The 20,571-nt window shown below is 37.6% G+C and carries 18 protein-coding genes, 2 tRNA genes and 2 pseudogenes; 19 read left to right on the top strand and 3 right to left on the bottom strand.

The genetic code is table 11. The features are described 5' to 3' along the window. Positions 1–368 precede the first annotated feature (368 nt). The 9 genes and pseudogenes from JCM15092_RS16495 to JCM15092_RS14795 all read left to right on the top strand — a co-directional run bounded on the left by JCM15092_RS16495 (position 369) and on the right by JCM15092_RS14795 (position 8,259). Positions 369–710, top strand: coding sequence for a hypothetical protein (locus JCM15092_RS16495; RefSeq protein WP_051532476.1), 342 nt, complete (start codon positions 369–371; stop codon positions 708–710). After that, positions 680–1,855, top strand: a complete 1,176-nt coding sequence (locus JCM15092_RS16490; protein ID WP_369384643.1) for a capsule assembly Wzi family protein — start codon at positions 680–682, stop codon at positions 1,853–1,855. The genes JCM15092_RS16495 and JCM15092_RS16490 overlap by 31 nt, the downstream gene beginning before the upstream one ends. Beyond that, positions 1,852–2,259 (top strand): lipocalin-like domain-containing protein, encoded by a 408-nt coding sequence (locus JCM15092_RS03820; protein WP_024993509.1) that lies wholly within the window; start codon positions 1,852–1,854, stop codon positions 2,257–2,259. The genes JCM15092_RS16490 and JCM15092_RS03820 overlap by 4 nt, the downstream gene beginning before the upstream one ends. A 19-nt stretch (positions 2,260–2,278) precedes the next feature. Continuing rightward, on the top strand, positions 2,279–3,370 hold the full coding sequence (gmd, locus tag JCM15092_RS03815; RefSeq protein ID WP_024993508.1) for a GDP-mannose 4,6-dehydratase: 1,092 nt from the start codon (positions 2,279–2,281) through the stop codon (positions 3,368–3,370). Between the two features lie 2 nt (positions 3,371–3,372). Then, positions 3,373–4,512: a GDP-L-fucose synthase family protein gene (locus tag JCM15092_RS03810; protein WP_024993507.1), complete on the top strand. Its 1,140-nt coding sequence runs from the start codon at positions 3,373–3,375 to the stop codon at positions 4,510–4,512. Positions 4,513–4,564: 52 nt separating this feature from the next. Then, positions 4,565–5,125: a dTDP-4-dehydrorhamnose 3,5-epimerase gene (gene rfbC / locus JCM15092_RS03805; protein WP_024993506.1), complete on the top strand. Its 561-nt coding sequence runs from the start codon at positions 4,565–4,567 to the stop codon at positions 5,123–5,125. A 15-nt stretch (positions 5,126–5,140) separates the two neighbouring features. Then, positions 5,141–6,019 carry a glucose-1-phosphate thymidylyltransferase RfbA gene (rfbA, locus tag JCM15092_RS03800; RefSeq protein WP_024993505.1) on the top strand — a complete coding sequence of 293 codons (879 nt, stop codon included), beginning with the start codon at positions 5,141–5,143 and terminating at the stop codon, positions 6,017–6,019. Positions 6,020–6,234: 215 nt separating this feature from the next. Then, positions 6,235–7,689, top strand: a complete 1,455-nt coding sequence (locus tag JCM15092_RS03795; protein WP_024993504.1) for a potassium/proton antiporter — start codon at positions 6,235–6,237, stop codon at positions 7,687–7,689. Positions 7,690–7,705: 16 nt separating this feature from the next. Beyond that, a pseudogene (locus JCM15092_RS14795) lies at positions 7,706–8,259 on the top strand (flavodoxin). Positions 8,260–8,325: 66 nt separating this feature from the next. Here the strand turns inward: JCM15092_RS14795 and JCM15092_RS03785 are convergent. The 3 genes from JCM15092_RS03785 to JCM15092_RS03775 all read right to left on the bottom strand — a co-directional run bounded on the left by JCM15092_RS03785 (position 8,326) and on the right by JCM15092_RS03775 (position 9,710). Further along, on the bottom strand, positions 8,326–9,303 hold the full coding sequence (locus JCM15092_RS03785; RefSeq protein ID WP_084488439.1) for an acyltransferase family protein: 978 nt from the start codon (positions 9,301–9,303) through the stop codon (positions 8,326–8,328). Between the two features lie 232 nt (positions 9,304–9,535). Next, positions 9,536–9,609: transfer RNA gene (locus tag JCM15092_RS03780), tRNA-Asp, on the bottom strand. A 27-nt stretch (positions 9,610–9,636) separates the two neighbouring features. Next, positions 9,637–9,710, bottom strand: a tRNA-Asp gene (locus JCM15092_RS03775). 266 nt (positions 9,711–9,976) lie between these two features. On the opposite strand from JCM15092_RS03775, the gene purU reads away from it, so the two are divergent. The 10 genes and pseudogenes from purU (at position 9,977) to pflB (ending at position 20,558) form a co-directional block, all read left to right on the top strand. Next, positions 9,977–10,834 (top strand): formyltetrahydrofolate deformylase, encoded by an 858-nt coding sequence (purU, locus tag JCM15092_RS03765; protein WP_024993501.1) that lies wholly within the window; start codon positions 9,977–9,979, stop codon positions 10,832–10,834. Beyond that, positions 10,834–11,424: an imidazole glycerol phosphate synthase subunit HisH gene (gene hisH / locus JCM15092_RS03760; RefSeq protein WP_024993500.1), complete on the top strand. Its 591-nt coding sequence runs from the start codon at positions 10,834–10,836 to the stop codon at positions 11,422–11,424. Before purU ends, hisH begins: the two co-directional genes overlap by 1 nt. 79 nt (positions 11,425–11,503) lie before the next feature. Next, complete coding sequence (gene hisA / locus JCM15092_RS03755; protein ID WP_024993499.1) at positions 11,504–12,223, top strand: 1-(5-phosphoribosyl)-5-[(5-phosphoribosylamino)methylideneamino]imidazole-4-carboxamide isomerase; 720 nt, start codon at positions 11,504–11,506, stop codon at positions 12,221–12,223. Between the two features lie 11 nt (positions 12,224–12,234). Continuing rightward, on the top strand, positions 12,235–12,990 hold the full coding sequence (gene hisF, locus JCM15092_RS03750) for an imidazole glycerol phosphate synthase subunit HisF (protein ID WP_024993498.1): 756 nt from the start codon (positions 12,235–12,237) through the stop codon (positions 12,988–12,990). A gap of 19 nt (positions 12,991–13,009) precedes the next feature. Beyond that, entirely contained in the window at positions 13,010–13,621 is a 612-nt protein-coding gene (gene hisIE / locus JCM15092_RS03745; RefSeq protein ID WP_024993497.1) for a bifunctional phosphoribosyl-AMP cyclohydrolase/phosphoribosyl-ATP diphosphatase HisIE, read from the top strand. A gap of 2 nt (positions 13,622–13,623) precedes the next feature. Then, positions 13,624–14,319, top strand: a complete 696-nt coding sequence (locus tag JCM15092_RS03740; protein WP_024993496.1) for a cell division ATP-binding protein FtsE — start codon at positions 13,624–13,626, stop codon at positions 14,317–14,319. Between the two features lie 110 nt (positions 14,320–14,429). After that, a complete protein-coding gene (locus tag JCM15092_RS03735; protein ID WP_024993495.1) occupies positions 14,430–15,749 on the top strand; it encodes an aspartate kinase in 1,320 nt (439 codons plus the stop codon). Between the two features lie 72 nt (positions 15,750–15,821). Beyond that, positions 15,822–16,961: pseudogene (gene lysA, locus JCM15092_RS03730) on the top strand (diaminopimelate decarboxylase); the annotation flags it as partial. A 110-nt stretch (positions 16,962–17,071) separates the two neighbouring features. Next, entirely contained in the window at positions 17,072–18,223 is a 1,152-nt protein-coding gene (locus tag JCM15092_RS03725) for a glycosyltransferase (protein ID WP_024993493.1), read from the top strand. 112 nt (positions 18,224–18,335) lie between these two features. Next, entirely contained in the window at positions 18,336–20,558 is a 2,223-nt protein-coding gene (pflB, locus tag JCM15092_RS03720; protein ID WP_439645896.1) for a formate C-acetyltransferase, read from the top strand. The last annotated feature ends 13 nt before the right edge of the window (positions 20,559–20,571 follow it).

Below are 20,571 nucleotides of genomic sequence, written 5' to 3'. Positions count from 1 at the left end.
ATTTGGTTAAGAATTGCATAATTATAAATTAAAAATCTGTTTTAATTCCTTCTGTTGTACATCTCTCAGTTAGGAATGTATTGATAATATTACCGTTCAATTGGACTATTTTTATGTAAAGAGGTATTAAAAAATAAAAAAAGAGTATTTAATGGAATACATTTTATGAAATTCTGAAGATATGTTAATAAAAACATTAACTTTGCAAGATAAAGTAATTAATCTACCATGAATGTAAAATGAGATATAAAATAACTTATTTCATTTTAATGATTGTAGTAAATTTAATTAACATTATGTAATATTGTAGTCTCTCATGTAAATATGAGTCGTTATAACTGATATAACATAATAAAAAAACTTTGTTTATGTTCAGACATAGAAGGTTACTGATATTTTTAATATCCTTAATATCTATACCTGCTTATTCTAATGAGTTTCAAGGCATATCATATAAGGTGGAATCAAGTGTTGTTCTATCTGACGGGGATTATAGTCCCTTTTGGTTAACATCAAACAGATATGGTCTTTCATCAATCAAGAATAATTGGGGAGTATTAAAAGCAGGAGCCACATATACAAAATCTTTTAATAATAATTGGAAGCTTGAAACAGGATTGGAGGTTGCAGCAATGCATAATACAAATTCTGACTTCGTAATCCAGCAGCTTATGCCGACATTTCATACAAGAGACTTTTCCTATCAATAGGTAGTAAAGAAGAGGAACCATACCTTATAAACCCAAGTCTCTCTTCGGGTGACCTCATAGAAGGAATAAATACACGACCTATTCCCAGAATAAAAATTGGTTTAAAGAATTATACCTCTATACCTAAAACAAACAATTGGGTAAAGATAAAGGGATACGTCTCGTTCGGCTGGTTTGCTGACAATGACTGGCAGAGGAGTTTCGTTAATAAGGGATCATACTATACAAATAATGTGCTCATACATAGGAAGGAAGCTTTCCTGAAAATTGGTAGGATGGATAAGTTCCCAGTTGAATTAGAGATGGGAGTAAATCATGGAGTACAGTTTGGTGGTGAGAGATGGAGAAAGGGCGATGCTAGTCCGGTAGATAAAATGCCACACTCATTCTCTGATCACGTTCGTGTACTTTTCTGTGGTAGTGGAGGAGATAAATCTCTTAAGGGAGAACAGTTGAATGCATTAGGAAATCATATCGGCAGCTGGAACTTTGCACTGAAGTTCAAGTTCAATGATTATCTCATCAAGACATATTTTCAGCATATGTTCGAAGATGGAAGCGGTATGATATTTGAATATGGTGCTTGGAAAGACGGACTTGTTGGTATAAGCGTAAAGAGAGAAAAAAAAGGTTGGATAGATGAATTTCTGGTTGAATACCTAGCTACAAAACGCCAAACAGCAAGTATGCAAAATGAGGGTTGGAGCGGTGTTCCTACAAAAATAACAGGAAAAGATGATTATTATAATAATGGAATTTATCTTGCTTGGCAACATCATGGCATGGGGTTAGGTAATCCTCTGCTTACATCTCCAATATACAACAATAATACGATATCATTCCTTAATAACAGAATAACCGGATATCATATCGCAGTTAGCGGAACACCACTATCATGCATCAAATATAGGGCTATGATAACGTTGACTAACAACTACGGGACATACGAAAATCCTTACGACAAGTGTGAAAAACAGCTTAACAGCATGCTGGAGGTATCATACTCTCCATCATCAATGAAAGGTTGGACTTTCACGGCTTCTGCAGCTTATGATAAGGGTGAAGTCACCGGAGATAATTTCGGTGGTATGCTGACAATTACAAAAGTTGGTAATTTAAATTTCAATTGTAACAAAAGAAAATGAAAAGAATACTCTTTCTCTTCATAATAACTATGTTTTTAGTTATTTCTTGCAGTAAAGTTCCTATTAATGGTGACTTAGATGGTATGTGGAAGATGACATCCATGGAGTGGAGCGATGGTACTACGACATCTCCCGAGAGAATCTTTTTTTCTTTTGAACTGGATTGCATACAGGTCACCAATAAAGGGAATAACTCTTGTAGTTATATTGGCCTTATGAACAAAAATGACAATACAATAAAAGTCGACAAATTCAAGGACTCATCTGGTGAGGAAAAGAATGCAGAGTGCCTTAAGCAGTTCGGCATTTTAGAGACTCCTACAGAATTCAATATAGAAAAAATGAATCACAGTAAACTTATTATTAAGAGTAAAGACTGTACGTTGTCTTTTACAAAATTCTAAACTAATGCAAAACAATAATATGGAAAAGAAAAAAGTTGCACTAATCTCTGGAATTACCGGACAAGATGGTTCATTCCTAGCTGAATTCCTAATAAACAAAGGATATGAGGTGCATGGAATACTTCGTCGTTCATCATCATTCAACACTGGAAGAATTGAGCATCTATATCTTGACGAGTGGGTTAGAGACATGAAAAAAGAGAGACTGGTCAATCTACACTATGGAGATATGACAGACTCAAGTTCTTTGATAAGAATTATCCAGGAGACAAAACCTGATGAAATATATAACCTTGCTGCACAAAGTCACGTAAAAGTATCTTTTGATGTTCCTGAATATACTGCCGAGGCAGATGCTATAGGTACACTAAGAATGCTTGAAGCTGTAAGAATTCTCGGTATGGAAAAGAAGACTAAGATATACCAGGCTTCAACATCCGAACTATTCGGTTTAGTACAGGAGGTTCCACAGAAGGAGACTACCCCATTCTATCCACGCTCTCCATACGGCGTTGCAAAACAGTATGGATTCTGGATAACAAAGAACTACCGCGAGAGCTACGGCATGTTTGCAGTGAACGGTATCCTGTTCAACCACGAAAGTGAGAGAAGAGGTGAAACCTTCGTTACAAGAAAGATTACTCTTGCTGCAGCCAGAATTGCTCAGGGATTCCAGGACAAGTTATACCTAGGCAACTTGAACTCACTCAGAGACTGGGGATATGCTAAGGATTATGTTGAGTGTATGTGGCTTATCCTACAACACGATATTCCTGAAGACTTTGTAATAGCAACCGGTGAATACCACACCGTAAGAGAATTTGCAACATTGGCATTCCGTGAAGTTGGCATAGAACTTGAATGGAGCGGTGAAGGTGTTGACGAGAAAGGTACAGACAAAGCAACAGGTAGAGTACTTGTCGAAGTTGATCCTAAATATTTCCGTCCTTCTGAGGTAGAGCAACTACTTGGTGATCCAACAAAAGCCAGAACATTATTGGGATGGAACCCAAGAAAGACTTCTTTTGAGGAACTTGTTAAGATAATGGTACAGAATGATATGAGATTCGTTAAGAAACTGCATATCAAGGCACAGTTGGATGAGGATTAACAATGTTAGATAAGAATTCAAAAATATTTGTAGCAGGACACCACGGGCTAGTGGGTTCTGCTATTTGGAATAACCTCATTGCAAGAGGTTATACTAATCTTGTAGGTAAAGGTCATAAGGAACTTGACCTACTTGATGCAGCTGCAGTAAAAACATTTTTCGACATTGAGAAACCTGATGCAGTGGTCCTTGCTGCTGCACATGTAGGCGGCATAATGGCCAACTTGCAATACCGTGCCGACTTCATTTATCAGAACCTACAGATTCAGCAAAATGTTATAGGCGAGAGCTTCAGACATGATGTAAAAAAGCTTCTCTTCTTAGGAAGCACCTGCATCTATCCTCGTGATGCCGAACAGCCAATGAAAGAGGAGTCACTGCTTACAAGTCAGCTGGAATATACCAACGAACCTTATGCTATAGCAAAGATTGCAGGTTTGAAGATGTGCGAGAGTTTCAACATTCAGTATGGAACGAACTATATCGCTGTCATGCCTACAAATCTTTATGGTCCAAATGATAACTTCCATCTGGAGAACAGCCACGTTCTACCAGCTATGATAAGAAAAATATATCTTGCAAAATGTCTCAACGAGAACAGATGGGATGCAGTGCGCAAGGATATAGGATTACGTCCTGTAAGTGTGACTGAGAGTGGAGTTAAGAGTGTTGTAGATGAGACTTCCAGTGAGAGTGACATACTTTATGTCCTTGCTCATTATGGTATAACTCCTCAGGCAGTAACATTATGGGGATCAGGCAAACCTATGCGTGAGTTCCTATGGAGTGAAGAGATGGCTGACGCCAGCGTACATGTACTGCTGAATGTAAATTTCAAAGATACATACGATTCCAACATAAAGAATGCAGATGGAATTACAGAAATACGCAACTGCCATATCAACGTAGGAACAGGTAAAGAGCTATCCATTAAAGAGGTTGCCGAGAAGATTATGAAAGAGATTGACTTCAAAGGCGAACTTCTATGGGATTCATCAAAACCAGACGGCACATTGAGAAAGCTTACAGATGTCTCTAAGCTGCACAGACTTGGATGGAGTCACAAGATAGAGATTGACGAAGGTATTCACCGTCTGTACGAATGGTATCTTAAAGGTATTTGCATCAATCACAGGCAGTAAATAATATGATTTATCATTTATTTATATTTTTGTAAAAAAAACAGAGAGATTAATGGAAATAATAAATACTAAAATAGATGGTGTAGTTATAATCAAACCACGCCTTTTCACCGATGAAAGGGGCTACTTTTTTGAATCATTTTCGCAGAGAGAGTTCAACGAGAAGGTGGCACCTATAACTTTTGTACAGGACAATGAGAGTAAATCTTCATATGGAGTGCTACGAGGATTACACTTCCAACTTCCTCCATATACTCAAAGCAAACTTGTAAGAGTTATTAAAGGTTCGGTACTTGATGTGGCAGTTGATATACGCAAAGGCTCTCCTACATATGGAGAACATGTAGCTGTTGAGCTCACAGAAGAGAACCATCTTCAGTTTTTTATTCCTCAAGGATTTGCTCATGGATTCAGCGTACTTAGCGAGGAGGTTATTTTTCAGTACAAGTGTGATAACTTCTACGCCCCAAAGAGTGAAGGAGCAATAGCATGGGATGATGAGAAGTTGGGAATTGATTGGAGAATACCTGGTGACAAAGTCATTCTCTCTGAAAAAGACAGGCATCATAATAAGTTGAGTGATATAGAGAGCCCATTCATATATAACAAATAACAGAAAATATAAACCATGAAAGGAATTGTATTGGCCGGGGGATCAGGCACACGCCTATACCCTATCACAAAGGGGGTAAGTAAACAGTTACTGCCTATTTTCGACAAGCCTATGATATATTATCCTATATCAGTTCTTATGCTTGCCGGTATCCGTGAGATTCTTATTATTTCTACTCCATATGATTTGCCCGGATTCAAGCGTCTTCTTGGCGACGGGTCAGATTTCGGTGTTAAGTTTGAATATGCAGAACAACCATCTCCCGACGGACTGGCACAGGCTTTTATCATCGGTGAGGAGTTTATTGGTGATGACTCTGCATGTCTGGTTCTTGGTGATAATATATTCTATGGACAGAGCTTTACCAGAATGTTGACTGAAGCAGTGCGTACTGTGGAAGAGGAGAAGAAGGCTGTCATTTTCGGATACCACGTAAGTGATCCTGAAAGATATGGTGTTGCTGAGTTTGATGAGAAAGGGAATGTCTTGAGTATAGAGGAGAAACCTGAACACCCTAAGTCAAATTATGCAGTTGTAGGACTCTATTTTTACCCAAATAAGGTTGTTGATGTAGCCAAATCAATAAAGCCATCTCCACGTGGTGAACTCGAGATTACTACTGTAAATCAGGATTTCCTTGCTGACAATGAGCTTAAGGTACAGCTGTTGGGAAGAGGATTTGCATGGTTGGATACAGGTACACACGACTCACTGAGTGAGGCTTCAACATTTATCGAGGTTATCGAGAAGAGACAAGGATTAAAGGTCGCTTGCCTTGAGGCTATTGCATACCACCAGGGATGGATAGATGACGAAAAACTTATAGAGGTTGCAAAACCTATGCTTAAAAATGAGTACGGCAAGAATCTTATGAATCTGCTCAAACATAAATAGTTTGAAGTATTAAATATATTATTATGATATTTGGGTGAACAACCCTAAATAAGCCAATAAAATATACCCCTTTCGGATTTAGTTCCGAAAGGGATATATTTTATAGTAAAGTTATCAATTATTTATCTTTATTCTTAATAAATGTTTATTTTTATTGAAATCAGATATTAGTATCTTATTTTTATTTGATTTTATTTATGTAACTATCAGTCAATATGGATCTAAGTCCGGAATTATTCCTCCTAGTATGTTCATTGCTGATTTTCTGCAGCATTATAATAAGTAAAGTAAGTGTACGTTTCGGCGTTCCTGTGCTCCTACTCTTCCTTTTTGTAGGAATGTTGTCGGGGATAGACGGACTAGGTATACATTACAACCACGTGTCTAGTGCACAGCATATTGGCACCATAGCTCTATGTATTATCCTATTCTCGGGTGGTATGAACACCAGCATTAAAGAGATTAAACCTATTCTTTGGCAAGGCATAACCCTTTCCACAGTGGGTGTATTACTAACAACCATCTTCACAGGGTTATTTATCTATTGGTTAGCCGGTTTGCCAAATTCATCTTTAAACTTTACTCTTCTTGGAGCAATGCTGCTCGCAGCAACCATGTCGTCTACCGATTCTGCCTCGGTATTCAATATATTGCGTTCACAGAAGATGCATCTGAAATACAATCTTCGTCCGCTTCTTGAGTTCGAAAGTGGCAGTAATGACCCTATGGCATATTTGCTCACTATCATTCTTATAGGTAGCCTGCAGACTGGAGAGTTTAATACAATAAAAGTTATTATAGATTTCCTTATACAGTTTATTGTAGGTGGATTGTGCGGTTTTCTACTTGGTTACGGACTTGTATATTTCACCAACAAGATAAAGTTGAACAACCATGAGTTGTATCCTCTCTTGGCGCTGAGTGGAATATTTCTGATATACACCATTATATATCTTTCTCACGGTAACGGATTCCTTGCTGTGTATGTTGCCGGAATGGTTGCAGGCAACAGTAAGTTGACAAAGAAGAGAGAGACTAATACCTTCCTTGATGGTATGACATGGCTCTTCCAGATAATTATGTTCGTCACTCTGGGACTTCTGGTCAACCCTCATGAGATGGCTGATGTTGCACTAATGGCAATACTTATAGGTCTGTTCCTTGTTATCATCGGTCGTCCGCTTAGTGTATTACTCTGTATGATTCCGTTCGCAAGGAAAATAAATAAGAGATCTATTATCTTCACATCCATAGTTGGCCTGCGTGGAGCCGTACCAATCATCTTTGCCACATATCCCGTTGTTGCCGAGGTGGAGTGTGCTAATCAGATATTCAATATAGTATTCTTCATTACAATACTATCACTACTTATTCAAGGTATGTCGATTCCATATTTTGCTAGAAAGTTAAAGTTATCAGAACCTCTTGTGGAGAGTGGCAACCACCTTGGAATTGAGTTACCCGAAGAGACAAACAGTCGTCTACATGAGATAGTATTCGACGAACATATAGCCCAAAAAGGCAATACTCTCAAAGATATATCTCTACCCGAAGGCATGCTGGTAATGATAGTAAAAAGAGGCGAGAAATATATGGTACCTAACGGCAATATTAAATTGCATATCGGTGACATTCTTGTAATTGTGAGTGAGAACAGGGAAGACAATTAATTTTAATATAACAATTATGAAAAACATTTTATTAATTCTATTTACACTCTTCTTCGCATTGGGTACATCTGCCCAGACTAAGAAAACGGTTAATTCTAGCAAGAAACTAGTTGCATATTTTTCATGCACAGGTAACACAAAACAGGCCGCTCAGAAAATAGCTGATGCTATAGGCGCCGAATTATATGAGATTAAGCCTGCAAAGGCATACGTTGCAGCTGATCTGGACTATAGAAACAAAAAAAGCCGCTCAACTTTTGAGATGCAGGATCCATCTTCACGTCCGGCAGTTTCAGGTAAGATAGGTAATATAAAGAAATATGATATCATATATGTGGGTTATCCTATATGGTGGAATTTGGCTCCTAGAATTATAAACAGTTTCATTGAGAAGAATAATTTCAAAGGAAAGAAGTAGCACTCTTTGCAACATCAGGAAGCAGCACTATTGATAATAGTGAGAAAGAACTTAAGAAAAGCTATAAAGATATCAACTGGCAACCTGGACTGCTTATCAAGAAAAACACTGATAACAATGCAATCATACAGTGGACTAACGAAATAAAGTAACAATATAGAAAAGAGGCTATACAACAAGTAATAACTTAATGTATAGCCTCTTTTATTATATGAAAATCAGGAGCGACTGTAATTTTTCGAAACGTTAATAAGCAGCGACACCGGATTAGTAATGAACTTAGATATTATCTCTTTACGTGCAATAATGACAAACAGCACAATACTTATCATGGAGAGCAAGAGCTCATAATGGAGTGTATGGAAGTATCTTATAACCAACGGATATGAGTAACAGTGAAAGCAAAAGATAGACAAGGTATATTTTCCATACTTCTCGAATATACGTGGCATCCTCACTATATTAATCAACATTATTGAAACAAAAGCTGTTAATGCCCAAAGAGACATTTTAAGAGTAAAGCATATATAAATTGGCATCTTTACTTTAGATGCAAGAATGAATAGACCCTCTCTTTGGAATTCAAACAGATGTAGTGTTCTGCTAGATAGGAATATTGCAGCCAAGGAGAGAATAATAATCAATGTCCAAGCTGCACTCTTGTTGAAAGAGAAACTCTTATTGCTTATCCACCTGCCTATAGAGAAGTAAGGAAGGAACTGAAAAGCCCTTGATGCAGAGAGGAACTCCTGGTTATCGTTCAGGAAGATGAAGCCTGATATAGCTATTACATATGAAATAACAACCTGAAAGCCACGACTGACTCCGGAAATATCCAACAGATATGAGTACCATTTCCAGTATACAAGCGACAGAATAAACCAAAGTGGAGTGGTAAAGATAAATACAGACTCTATATTAGAGTTAATAAAGAAATAGCTCACTCCTATCACAATTGCAATAACCTCAAACATACGCATAGTGAACTTATTCAACTTTTTGAGAGACTGTTCTCCACAAAAATAACCGCTTATCATTACGAACAGTGGCATATGCAACATGTAAATCAGGCTATATAGCGTACCGCTAACATCACTTTTATACCTGGAAGGTTCAATATAATGGCCGATAATTACTAAGCAGATAAGTAAGAATTTTATTCCGTCAATTCTATAATCTCTTTTTGTAAGTGACATCTCTTTATCTTTTACTCTGAAAATTAAACTAAAAAGTTGAGTTTCTCTATTTGCGGCGCAAAGATACAAAAGGAATGAATATCTTATTCTCTATAAACTATAAATCATTTAATTAATTTAATTTTCAAGATAGAAGCATAAAAAATTAAATCTTCAATCCCTCAGAATTTCGGTATGATCCGAGATACCCTCTTGTAAACAAAAAAGTCCTGAATTTCTTCAGAACTTCTTGCGGTGTGTACGGGACTCGAACCCGTGACCCCATGCGTGACAGGCATGTATTCTAACCAACTGAACTAACACACCAAAATTGATGCAAATATAAAAGAGAAGCGGTGCGTACGGGACTCGAACCCGTGACCCCATGCGTGACAGGCATGTATTCTAACCAACTGAACTAACGCACCAGAATTTCAAATGCCTCTTTCGCTATTGCGGTTGCAAAGGTAGTCGTTTTTTTGAAACTTGCAATAGCTGATTTAATTTTTCTACAGCTTTGTTTGTTTATTTTTTTGATATAAAGAGCATAATCGATATCAAAAATGCCAATAAAGATTATATAATGAAAGATTTTATTCATTTTCATCAATCTTTCGGTAGGTTATTACCTAAAATTAGCAATAAATCGTTATTTTTGCCTGCTGAAATAAATAAATCAAGAAAGGTATAAAATATGAATACTACGGCAAAATTGTTGTTGCACTGTCCGGACAAACCGGGTATTTTGGCAGACGTAACTAATTTCATCACCATAAACAAAGGTAATATTGTGTATCTTGATCAATATGTAGATCATATAGAGAATATTTTCTTTATGAGGATAGAGTGGGAACTAAATGATTTCTTTATTCCAAAAGACAAGATTGAGGATTATTTTGAAACGTTATATGCTCAGAAGTATGAGATGATGTTCAGATTATACTTCAGCGACATAAAACCAAAGATGGCTATTTTCGTTTCTAAACTCTCTCACTGCCTATTTGATATGCTTGCAAGATATACAGCAGGTGAATGGGATGTAGAAATTCCTTTGATTATAAGCAACCATCCGGATTTACAGCATGTGGCAGAAAGATTCGGTATACCATTCTACCTCTTCCCTATCACTAAGGAGAATAAGATGGAACAGGAACAGGCTGAGATGGACTTATTGAAAAAGCACAACATTGACTTTATCGTTCTAGCAAGATATATGCAGGTTATATCGGAAAAGATGATTGAGAGCTATCCTAATAAGATAATCAACATCCACCACTCTTTCTTACCGGCATTCGTTGGTGCAAAACCATATCATGCTGCATTCGAACGTGGTGTGAAGATTATCGGTGCAACAAGTCACTATGTAACCACAGAACTTGATGCTGGACCAATCATCGAGCAGGATGTTGTGAGAATTACTCACAAGGATGCTATCGAAGATCTGGTAAGCAAAGGTAAAGACCTTGAAAAGATTGTCCTTTCGAGAGCGGTAAACAAACATATAGAGAGAAAAGTATTGGCTTACAAAAATAAAACAGTAATTTTCAGCTGATGAAAGTTGCAATAGTAAAATATAACGCAGGAAATATCTATTCAGTGGACTATGCACTGAAGAGATTGGGGGTTGATGCTGAAATAACAGCCGACAAAGAGAAACTGATGAGTGCCGATAAGGTCATATTTCCCGGTGTTGGTGAAGCAAAGACCACCATGGATCACCTCAAGCAGTGTGGTCTTGACAGAGTGATAAAGGATCTTAAGCAACCTCTTCTCGGTGTATGCTTAGGCATGCAGCTTATGTGTAACTATATGGAAGAGGGCGATACTACCGGACTTGGCATTTTCGATGTGAGTGTTAAAAGATTTATCCCTAATATACACATAGAGAAGGTTCCACATATGGGATGGAATACTATATTCGACCTAAAGGATGAACTATTCAAAGGATTTACAAAAGAGGAATTCGTATACTTCGTTCATAGCTATTATGTTCCAGTAAATGAATTTACTGCTGCTAAGACAGAATATATAATTCCTTTCAGCGCCTCACTTCACCGTGACAACTTCTACGCTACGCAGTTCCATCCTGAAAAGAGTGGAAAGACAGGCGAAAAGATCTTACAGAATTTTCTGAATCTTTAAGGCATACATACCTTAGTTATATGAGGCCATCACGAAGGCCAATATTTTTCGATTTAATTAAATAGAGATTTAAAGCACAATGATAGAAATTATCCCAGCAATAGACATTATAGATGGTAAGTGTGTCCGTCTATCTCAGGGAGATTACGCGACAAAGAAGGTATACAACGAGGATCCTCTGGAAGTTGCAAAAGAGTTTGAAGCACATGGTCTTCACAGACTACATGTGGTCGACCTTGACGGTGCTGCATCACATCATGTCGTAAACTATAATGTGCTTGACAAGATAGCATCGCGTACATCAATGATAATAGATTTCGGCGGTGGCATAAAGAGTGACCAGGATATAGTAATCGCTTTCGATAACGGTGCTCAGATGGTTACCATCGGCAGTGTTGCCGTTAAAGAGCCGGCACTTATGAAGAGGTGGATAGAGATGTTCGGAAGTGAGAAGCTGATTCTCGGAGCCGATGTCAAGGATGAAAAGATCTCTATTAATGGATGGAAAGAGAACAGTGAGATTGAACTGATACCTTTCCTCGATGATTACTCACAGAAAGGTATCCGAAAAGTACTCTGCACAGACATTAGCAAAGATGGCATGCTTAATGGTCCTGCTGTTGATTTATACAAAAAAATTATAGAGAAATTCCCTGATATGCACCTTATTGCAAGCGGTGGAGTTAGCTGTATAGAAGATATAGAGAGATTAGAGGAGGCAAACATACCTGCTGTAGTATTTGGCAAAGCTATATACGAGGGAAAAATCTCATTAAAAGAATTATCACGTTTTTATTGATTGCATAGTCTATGTTAGCAAAAAGAATTATACCATGTCTAGACATAAAAGATGGGAAGACAGTAAAGGGAACAAATTTTGAAAATCTTAGAAATGCAGGTGACCCTGTAGAGCTAGGTAAACTATATAGCGATCAGGGTGCTGACGAACTGACATTCCTCGACATCACAGCAAGTTTCGAGGGAAGAAAGACTTTTACCGACATGGTAAAGAAGGTGGCTGCTAATATCAGCATACCTTTTACAGTGGGCGGTGGCATCAATGAACTTAAAGATGTTGAGAGACTTTTAAGTGCAGGTGCCGATAAAGTTTCGATAAACTCTTCAGCCATAAAAAATCCTCAACTTATTGAAGATATAGCAAAAAACTTCGGTCAGCAAGTATGCGTGGTAGCAATAGATGCCAAAGAAAGTAATGGAATATGGAAATGTTATCTCAATGGCGGAAGAGTAGAGACAGATAAAACTCTCTTTGATTGGGCACACGAAGCTAATGAAAGAGGTGCAGGCGAGATTCTTTTCACAAGCATGAACCACGACGGTGTAAAAGAGGGATATGCAAATGAGGCTCTTGCAAGATTATCAGATATACTCTCAATTCCCCTGATAGCATCAGGAGGAGCAGGATGCATGGAAGATTTCTATGACACTTTCAATGAAGGAAAAGCTGACGCTGCTCTAGCTGCTAGTGTTTTTCACTTCGGAGAAATAAAAATTCCTGAATTAAAAGAGTATCTTTGCAGCAGAAATATAAATGTTAGAATATAAAATAAAAAATATATAGAATATGGAACTTGATTTTGGCAAAATGGAGGGACTTGTTCCTGCAATAATCCAAGACAATTATACTCAGAAGGTATTGATGCTTGGCTTTATGAACGAAGAGGCTTACAAAAAGACTTTGGAAACAGGAAAAGTAACATTCTTCAGCCGTACTAAGAACAGACTTTGGACTAAGGGAGAAGAGAGTGGAAACTTTTTGAATGTTGTGTCAATGAAAGCTGACTGCGACAATGACACTCTTCTTATTATGGTAGATCCTGTAGGACCTGTTTGCCATACGGGTACTGACACCTGCTGGGGTGACAAAAACAGCCAGGACATTATGTTCTTAAAAGAGCTTCAAGACTTTATAGACCAACGTCATAAAGAGATGCCTGAAGGCTCATACACAACAAGTCTTTTCGAGTCAGGAGTGAACAAAATGGCACAGAAGGTTGGCGAAGAGGCTGTAGAGACTGTAATCGAAGCTACAAACGGAACAGACGAAAGACTGATTTACGAAGGAGCAGACCTGATATATCATATGATAGTATTGCTCACTTCAAAAGGATATAGAATAGAAGATTTAGCTAGGGAACTTAAAGAACGTCATAGCAAAAACTGGAAAAAACATTAATGATGGAAAATGATTGTCTTATAAAATATAAAGATGTTGCAATCAATCAGCAGGAGTTAACTGTACTGGAAGATGTAAACTTCGAGATAAACAAAGGAGAGTTTGTTTACCTTATAGGCAAGGTTGGAACAGGAAAGAGTTCAATGCTTAAGACGATATATGGTGAACTGCCTATATTGAGCGGAGAGGCTACTGTTCTTGGCTATAATATGATGACAATCAAGCATCGTTCCATTCAGGAGTTAAGAAGAAGAATCGGTATTGTATTTCAAGACTTCCAACTTCTTACCGACAGAACGGTACATGATAACCTGAAATTTGTGCTTAAAGCCACAGGGTGGAATAATAAAATTGAGATTGAGGATAGAATACAGGAGGTGCTGAAAGAGGTAGGTATGGAAGGCAAAGGTTATAAAATGCCTAACGAACTATCAGGAGGAGAACAGCAGAGAATTGTCATTGCAAGAGCTATACTTAACAGGCCTGAGATGATACTTGCAGATGAACCTACAGGAAATCTTGATATAGAGACAGGACGTAAGATTGTGGAACTGCTAAAATCAGTATGTCTGAGAGGCTCTGCAATTATTATGACAACACACAATCTGTCACTATTAAAGGAATATCCTGGAATTGTATATAAATTCGAAGATCATAGAGTTGTAGATGTAACTAATGATTTTTCCTCAAATAATTAACAATTTTATTCCAATATCATAAAATATACGAGCAATATGATTGTCTTTTGCCTATATTTTATAACTTTGTGACGAAATTATAATAGAAACATTAATATACGTAACGAAAGATGAAAGTTTTAAAGTTTGGAGGTACTTCAGTAGGTTCTGCCTTAAGAATGATAGAGGTAGCCAAATTGATTACTGACGGCGAGCAGAAGATAGTAGTTCTATCAGCTATGTCGGGTACAACAAATACTCTTGTAGAAATTTCGGACTATCTTTACAAAAAGAATCCGGACGGTGCGAATGAGATTATCAACAGACTGGAAAGTAAATATAAACAGCATGTTGATGAGCTATATTCAACTGAAGAGTATAAACAGAAAACTCGTGAGTTTCTTAAAGCTCAATTTGATTATATTCGTTCGTACACTAAAGATATCTTTACTCTTTTCGAAGAGAAGGTTATCCTTGCTCAAGGTGAGATCATATCTACAAATATGGTTACAAACTACCTTCTTGAACAGGGAGTAAATACTATCCTTCTTCCAGCTCTTGAGTTCATGCGTACAGACAAAAACGCTGAACCGGATCCAATCTACATCAAAGAGAAACTTGATGCACAATTGGAACTTCACAAGGGTGCAGATATCTATATCACACAAGGATTTATCTGTAGAAATGCATACGGTGAAATAGACAACCTTCAAAGAGGTGGCAGTGACTACACTGCATCACTTATCGGTGCTGCTGTCAACGCATCTGAAATTCAGATATGGACAGACATAGACGGAATGCATGATAATGACCCTAGAATAGTAGAAAAGACATCTCCTGTCCGTCATCTTCACTTTGAAGAGGCAGCAGAGTTGGCATACTTCGGTGCTAAGATTCTTCACCCTACTTGTATTCAGCCTGCAAAATATGCAAACATACCTGTAAGACTGCTCAATACTATGGAGCCAAAAGCTCCTGGAACATTGATCTCTAACGAGACAGAGAAAGGTAAGATTAAGGCTGTTGCTGCTAAGGATAATATTACAGCTATCAAGATAAAGTCAAGCAGAATGCTTCTTGCTCATGGTTTCTTGAGAAAGGTATTCGAAATATTCGAAAGCTACCAGACATCTATCGATATGATCTGTACTTCTGAGGTTGGTGTATCTGTATCTATCGATAACACCAAACATCTGAATGAAATTCTTGATGACCTCAAGAAATATGGTACAGTTACTGTCGACAAAAATATGTGTATCATCTGCGTTGTAGGTGATTTGGAATGGGAAAATGTAGGTTTCGAGGCTAAGACTCTTGAGGCTATGAAAGATGTACCTGTTAGAATGATCTCTTACGGAGGAAGTAACTACAATATCTCTTTCCTTATAAAGGAGAGCGATAAGAAAAAAGCTCTTCAGAACCTAAGTGATCACCTATTTAACTGTAAATAAATAACTAAACATACTATGAAAAAGGCGAAACATATTTTCGCCTTTTTCTGTTTGAAAGATACATACAAGATTATGAAAGGAATTTTCCCTATAGATAAATTCAATAATATTGAGACACCTTTTTATTACTATGATACAAAGGTCCTCAGAGAGACTCTTGATACAATAAAGAGAGAAGCGAGCAAGTATGAAAACTACCATGTTCATTATGCTATAAAAGCCAATGCTAACAACAAAATATTGGAAATAATCAGCAACAGTGGTTTAGGAGCAGACTGTGTCAGCGGAGGTGAAGTTAAGGCAGCAATAAAAGCTGGATTCCCTGCTGATAAAGTGGTATTTGCTGGAGTCGGTAAAAGTGATAAAGAGATTAATCTCGCACTCGACTACAACATATCATGCTTTAACGTTGAGTCTGTACCTGAACTTGAAGTTATAAACGAACTGGCTAAAGCTAAAGGAAAAGTAGCAAATGTAGCTTTCAGAATAAATCCTAATGTTGGTGCACATACTCATGCAAACATTACTACAGGACTTGCTGAAAACAAGTTCGGCATCAGCATGGAGGATATGGACAAGGTTATCGATATGGCAAAAGAGATGAACAATGTAGAGTTCGTAGGATTGCACTTCCATATCGGCTCACAGATTCTCGAGATGGATGACTTCGTAGCTCTTTGCAACAGAGTAAACCAGCTGCAAGAGAAACTCACATCAATGAGAATAATTGTAAAGAGTATCAATGTAGGTGGCGGATTGGGTATAGACTACTCCCACCCTAACCGTAAGCCAATTCCATCTTTTGCTGAATTCTTCAATACATATCACAAACATATCAAGCTATATCCGGGACAGAAATTGCATTTCGAACTGGGACGTGCGGTTGTGGGACAATGTGGAAGTTTGATAAGCAGAGTAATCTATGTTAAGGAAGGTACAAATAAGAAGTTTGCTATTCTAGATGCCGGTATGACAGATCTGATACGTCCGGCACTCTATCAAGCATATCACAAGATTGAGAACATAAGTTCTGATGAACCTATGGAGACATACGATGTTGTAGGACCAATCTGTGAATCATCCGACGTATTCGGGAAAGCTATAGATCTGAACAAGACTCACCGAGGTGACTTAATTGCATTACGGTCGGCAGGTGCTTATGGCGAGATTATGGCATCCAGATATAACTGCCGGGAACTACCTATCGTATATAGAAGAAGATTTAATTTAATATTTATAGGAGTTGTCGCAATAACAACTCCTATAATTTTATTAGATGCTAATATTTTAATATTTTTGCCTGAAATTTATAAACTCTCAATATGTTTATCTCTTTTGATGATTTAACTAATATACTACTAATTATCACTGTAACACTTTTCATTATTCAGTTGGTATATCTGTTATTTGTATACAATATCCATTTCCTTAATAGAAATAAGGTGAGTGATGAGACTATTACTCCCCCACTATCTGTTATAATTGTAGCCAGAAATTCCATAGAAGATATAAGGAGCAATCTTAAAGCCATATTGGAACAGGACTATCCTGATTTTGAGGTGATAGTAGTATACGAGCAGGGAGAGAAAATGCTGGAAGTTGAACTTACCAAACTTCAGCATGACTACAATAATCTCTACCATACATTCATACCCGAGAGTGCCAAATATATAAGCCATAAGAAATTAGGACAGACAATTGGTATTAAGGCTTCAAAAAATGATATAATTGTTTTGACAGAGTCGAATGCCTATCCTACTTCTAATCAGTGGCTGAGGAAGATTGCATCCAACTTCTCTCCAGAGACAGACTTTGTAATTGGATATAGCAATTACGAGAAAAGAAAAGGGTGGCAAAACAGAAAAATTATATTCGACAGACTGCAGGAATCGATGAGATTTTTAGGATTAGCTATTGATAAGATGCCATATACAGCCAGCGGATATAATCTGGCATATAGAAAAGAGGTCTTCTATAAGAATAATGGTTTTAATAAGTTTCTTAAATTTAAAAGAGGAGAAGATGACCTATTTGTAAACCAACATGCAAATGCAGGAAACTGCAAAGTTGAACTCTGTGCAGAGAGTGTGATACGCATCAATCATCCATCAAATAAAATTGACTGGGAACAGGAGAAATTATCAACTTATATCACAAAAAAATATTACAAAGGAGCAGGAAAATATATTTCAGGTTTTGATACGACTTCAAAATTTCTATTTTTTATTTCAGCAGTAGGAACAGCTGTTTTTTCATTTTTATCGTTCAATTGGATATTATTTTCCATTGCCTTAGGTACACTTCTCTTACATTTCATTATCCAGGTGACCGTTTTTCTTAATGTTTGTTCAAAACTTAGTGAAAGGCGTTATATACTGACACTTCCCCTATTCAACTTGTACCAACCACTGCTAAATATTGATTTTATTATCAAGAAAAAGTTGACTAATAAAAAAGATTTTTTAAGGAGATAGGCTCATACCTGTTATAGAGTTAAAATAGCTATGTAATAGTGATTGTAAAGGTTTTAAAAATTACTACCTTTGCGCTCTCAAATCAAGTTAACACATATAATAGGTATTGATTATGGAAAAAAAATTCACAGAGGGTTTGTGGAATGAGCAAATCAATGTTTCTAATTTTGTTCATGAAAACATAACCCCATACGAAGGAGATGCTTCTTTCCTGACAGGCCCAACCGAAAGGACAAAAAGAATTTGGGATCTGTGCCTTAAAGCCCTCGAAGAAGAGAGACAGAACAATGGAGTGCGTTCTCTCGATAACAAGACCGTTTCAACAATAACATCTCACAAAGCCGGATATATCGACAAAGATAATGAGCTTATTGTAGGTCTTCAGACTGACGAGCTTCTTCGTCGTGCCATCAAACCTTATGGTGGTATCAAGGTTGTTGAGAAAGCATGCCACGAAAATGGTGTTGAAGTAGACGAGAAGGTTAAAGATATCTTCTATCACTATCGCAAGACTCACAATGACGGCGTTTTCGATGCTTATACAGATGAGATTCGCTCTTTCCGCTCACTTGGTTTCTTGACCGGTCTTCCTGATAACTACGCTCGTGGTCGTATAATCGGTGACTATCGTCGTATTGCCCTATATGGTATCGACCGTCTTATCGAGGCTAAAAAAGCTGACCTAAAGAGCATCATAAGTCCTATGACTGATGCAAACATCCGTCTTAGAGAAGAGGTTACCGAACAAATTAGAGCTCTTAACGATATGAAAGTTCTTGGTCAGTATTACGGTCTTGAATTAGGTCGTCCTGCTACTTCTGCTCAAGAAGCTATTCAGTGGGTATACATGGGCTATCTTGCTGCTGTTAAGGAACAGGATGGTGCTGCTATGTCACTTGGTAACGTATCATCATTCCTTGATATATATATCGAATACGATTTGGCAAATGGACTTATAAATGAGACTTTTGCTCAGGAACTTATCGATGACTTCATAATAAAACTACGTATGGTTCGTCACCTACGTATGCAATCATACAACGATATCTTTGCCGGTGACCCAACATGGGTAACAGAATCTATCGGTGGTCGTTTCAATGACGGCCGTACTAAGGTTACAAAGACGTCATTCCGTTTCTTGCAGACACTTTACAACTTAGGTGCATCGCCAGAACCAAATATGACAGTACTTTGGAGCCCTGAACTTCCTGACGGATTCAAGGAGTTCTGTGCTAAAGTATCTATAGACACATCATCTATACAGTACGAGAACGATACACTTATGCGTGAAGTCCGTAACAATGATGACTATGGTATCGCTTGTTGCGTATCTTACCAAGCTATTGGTAAGCAGATTCAGTTCTTCGGTGCAAGATGTAATCTTGCTAAGGCTCTTCTTCTTGCTATCAATGGTGGACGCTGCGAAAACACAGGTACACTAATGGTTAAGGATATCCCTGTTTTGACAGGCAACTTGCTTAACTTTGAAGAGGTTCTTTCAAACTATAAGAAGGTACTCAAAGAGATTGCACGTATATACAACGATGCAATGAATATCATCCACTATATGCACGATAAGTACTACTATGAGAAAGCTCAGATGTCTCTTATCGATACTAATCCAAGCATCAACCTTGCTTACGGTGTAGCAGGCCTATCTATTGCTATCGACTCACTCTCTGCAATAAAATATGCAAAGGTTACTGCTAAGAGAAATGATCTTGGTCTTACTGAAGGTTTCGATATAAATGGTGAATTCCCATGTTTCGGTAATGATGATGACCGTGTAGACCACCTTGGAGTTGACTTAGTATACTTCTTCAGCGAAGAACTTAAGAAACATCCTGTTTACAAGAATGCACAACCTACTCTATCTCTACTTACAATTACATCAAACGTAATGTACGGAAAGAAGACAGGAGCTACTCCTGACGGACGTGCTAAAGGTGTTGCTTTCGCTCCGGGTGCTAACCCAATGCACGGACGTGACAAGAAGGGTGCTGTTGCATCATTGAGTTCTGTTGCTAAACTTCGCTACCGTGACTCACAGGATGGTATAAGTAACACATTCTCTATAGTACCTAAATCACTTGGTGTTGACGCAGATACCCGTGTGGAAAATCTTGTTACTATGATGGATGGTTACTTTACTAAAGGTGCACACCACCTGAACGTAAATGTACTAAACAGAGAGATGTTGGAAGATGCAATGGAACATCCTGAGAATTACCCACAGCTTACTATCCGTGTTTCGGGTTATGCTGTGAACTTCACAAAGTTAAGCCGTGAACATCAGTTGGAAGTTATTAGCCGTTCTTTCCACGAGAGAATGTAATAATATAAAAAAA

Origin of the sequence: Phocaeicola paurosaccharolyticus JCM 15092, assembly GCF_000613805.1 — a bacterium.
Classification (GTDB): Bacteria; Bacteroidota; Bacteroidia; order Bacteroidales; family Bacteroidaceae; genus Phocaeicola; species Phocaeicola paurosaccharolyticus.
This window is presented reverse-complemented; position numbering and strand designations above follow the sequence as displayed.

Coding starts and splice junctions, on each gene's coding strand:
- JCM15092_RS16495 (WP_051532476.1), top strand. CDS start 369: ATGTTCAGACATAGAAGGTTACTGATATTTTTAATATCCTTAATATCT.
- JCM15092_RS03820 (WP_024993509.1), top strand. CDS start 1,852: ATGAAAAGAATACTCTTTCTCTTCATAATAACTATGTTTTTAGTTATT.
- gmd (WP_024993508.1), top strand. CDS start 2,279: ATGGAAAAGAAAAAAGTTGCACTAATCTCTGGAATTACCGGACAAGAT.
- JCM15092_RS03810 (WP_024993507.1), top strand. CDS start 3,373: ATGTTAGATAAGAATTCAAAAATATTTGTAGCAGGACACCACGGGCTA.
- rfbC (WP_024993506.1), top strand. CDS start 4,565: ATGGAAATAATAAATACTAAAATAGATGGTGTAGTTATAATCAAACCA.
- rfbA (WP_024993505.1), top strand. CDS start 5,141: ATGAAAGGAATTGTATTGGCCGGGGGATCAGGCACACGCCTATACCCT.
- JCM15092_RS03795 (WP_024993504.1), top strand. CDS start 6,235: ATGGATCTAAGTCCGGAATTATTCCTCCTAGTATGTTCATTGCTGATT.
- JCM15092_RS03785 (WP_084488439.1), bottom strand. CDS start 9,303: ATGTCACTTACAAAAAGAGATTATAGAATTGACGGAATAAAATTCTTA.
- purU (WP_024993501.1), top strand. CDS start 9,977: ATGAATACTACGGCAAAATTGTTGTTGCACTGTCCGGACAAACCGGGT.
- hisH (WP_024993500.1), top strand. CDS start 10,834: ATGAAAGTTGCAATAGTAAAATATAACGCAGGAAATATCTATTCAGTG.
- hisA (WP_024993499.1), top strand. CDS start 11,504: ATGATAGAAATTATCCCAGCAATAGACATTATAGATGGTAAGTGTGTC.
- hisF (WP_024993498.1), top strand. CDS start 12,235: ATGTTAGCAAAAAGAATTATACCATGTCTAGACATAAAAGATGGGAAG.
- hisIE (WP_024993497.1), top strand. CDS start 13,010: ATGGAACTTGATTTTGGCAAAATGGAGGGACTTGTTCCTGCAATAATC.
- JCM15092_RS03740 (WP_024993496.1), top strand. CDS start 13,624: ATGGAAAATGATTGTCTTATAAAATATAAAGATGTTGCAATCAATCAG.
- JCM15092_RS03735 (WP_024993495.1), top strand. CDS start 14,430: ATGAAAGTTTTAAAGTTTGGAGGTACTTCAGTAGGTTCTGCCTTAAGA.
- JCM15092_RS03725 (WP_024993493.1), top strand. CDS start 17,072: ATGTTTATCTCTTTTGATGATTTAACTAATATACTACTAATTATCACT.
- pflB (WP_439645896.1), top strand. CDS start 18,336: ATGGAAAAAAAATTCACAGAGGGTTTGTGGAATGAGCAAATCAATGTT.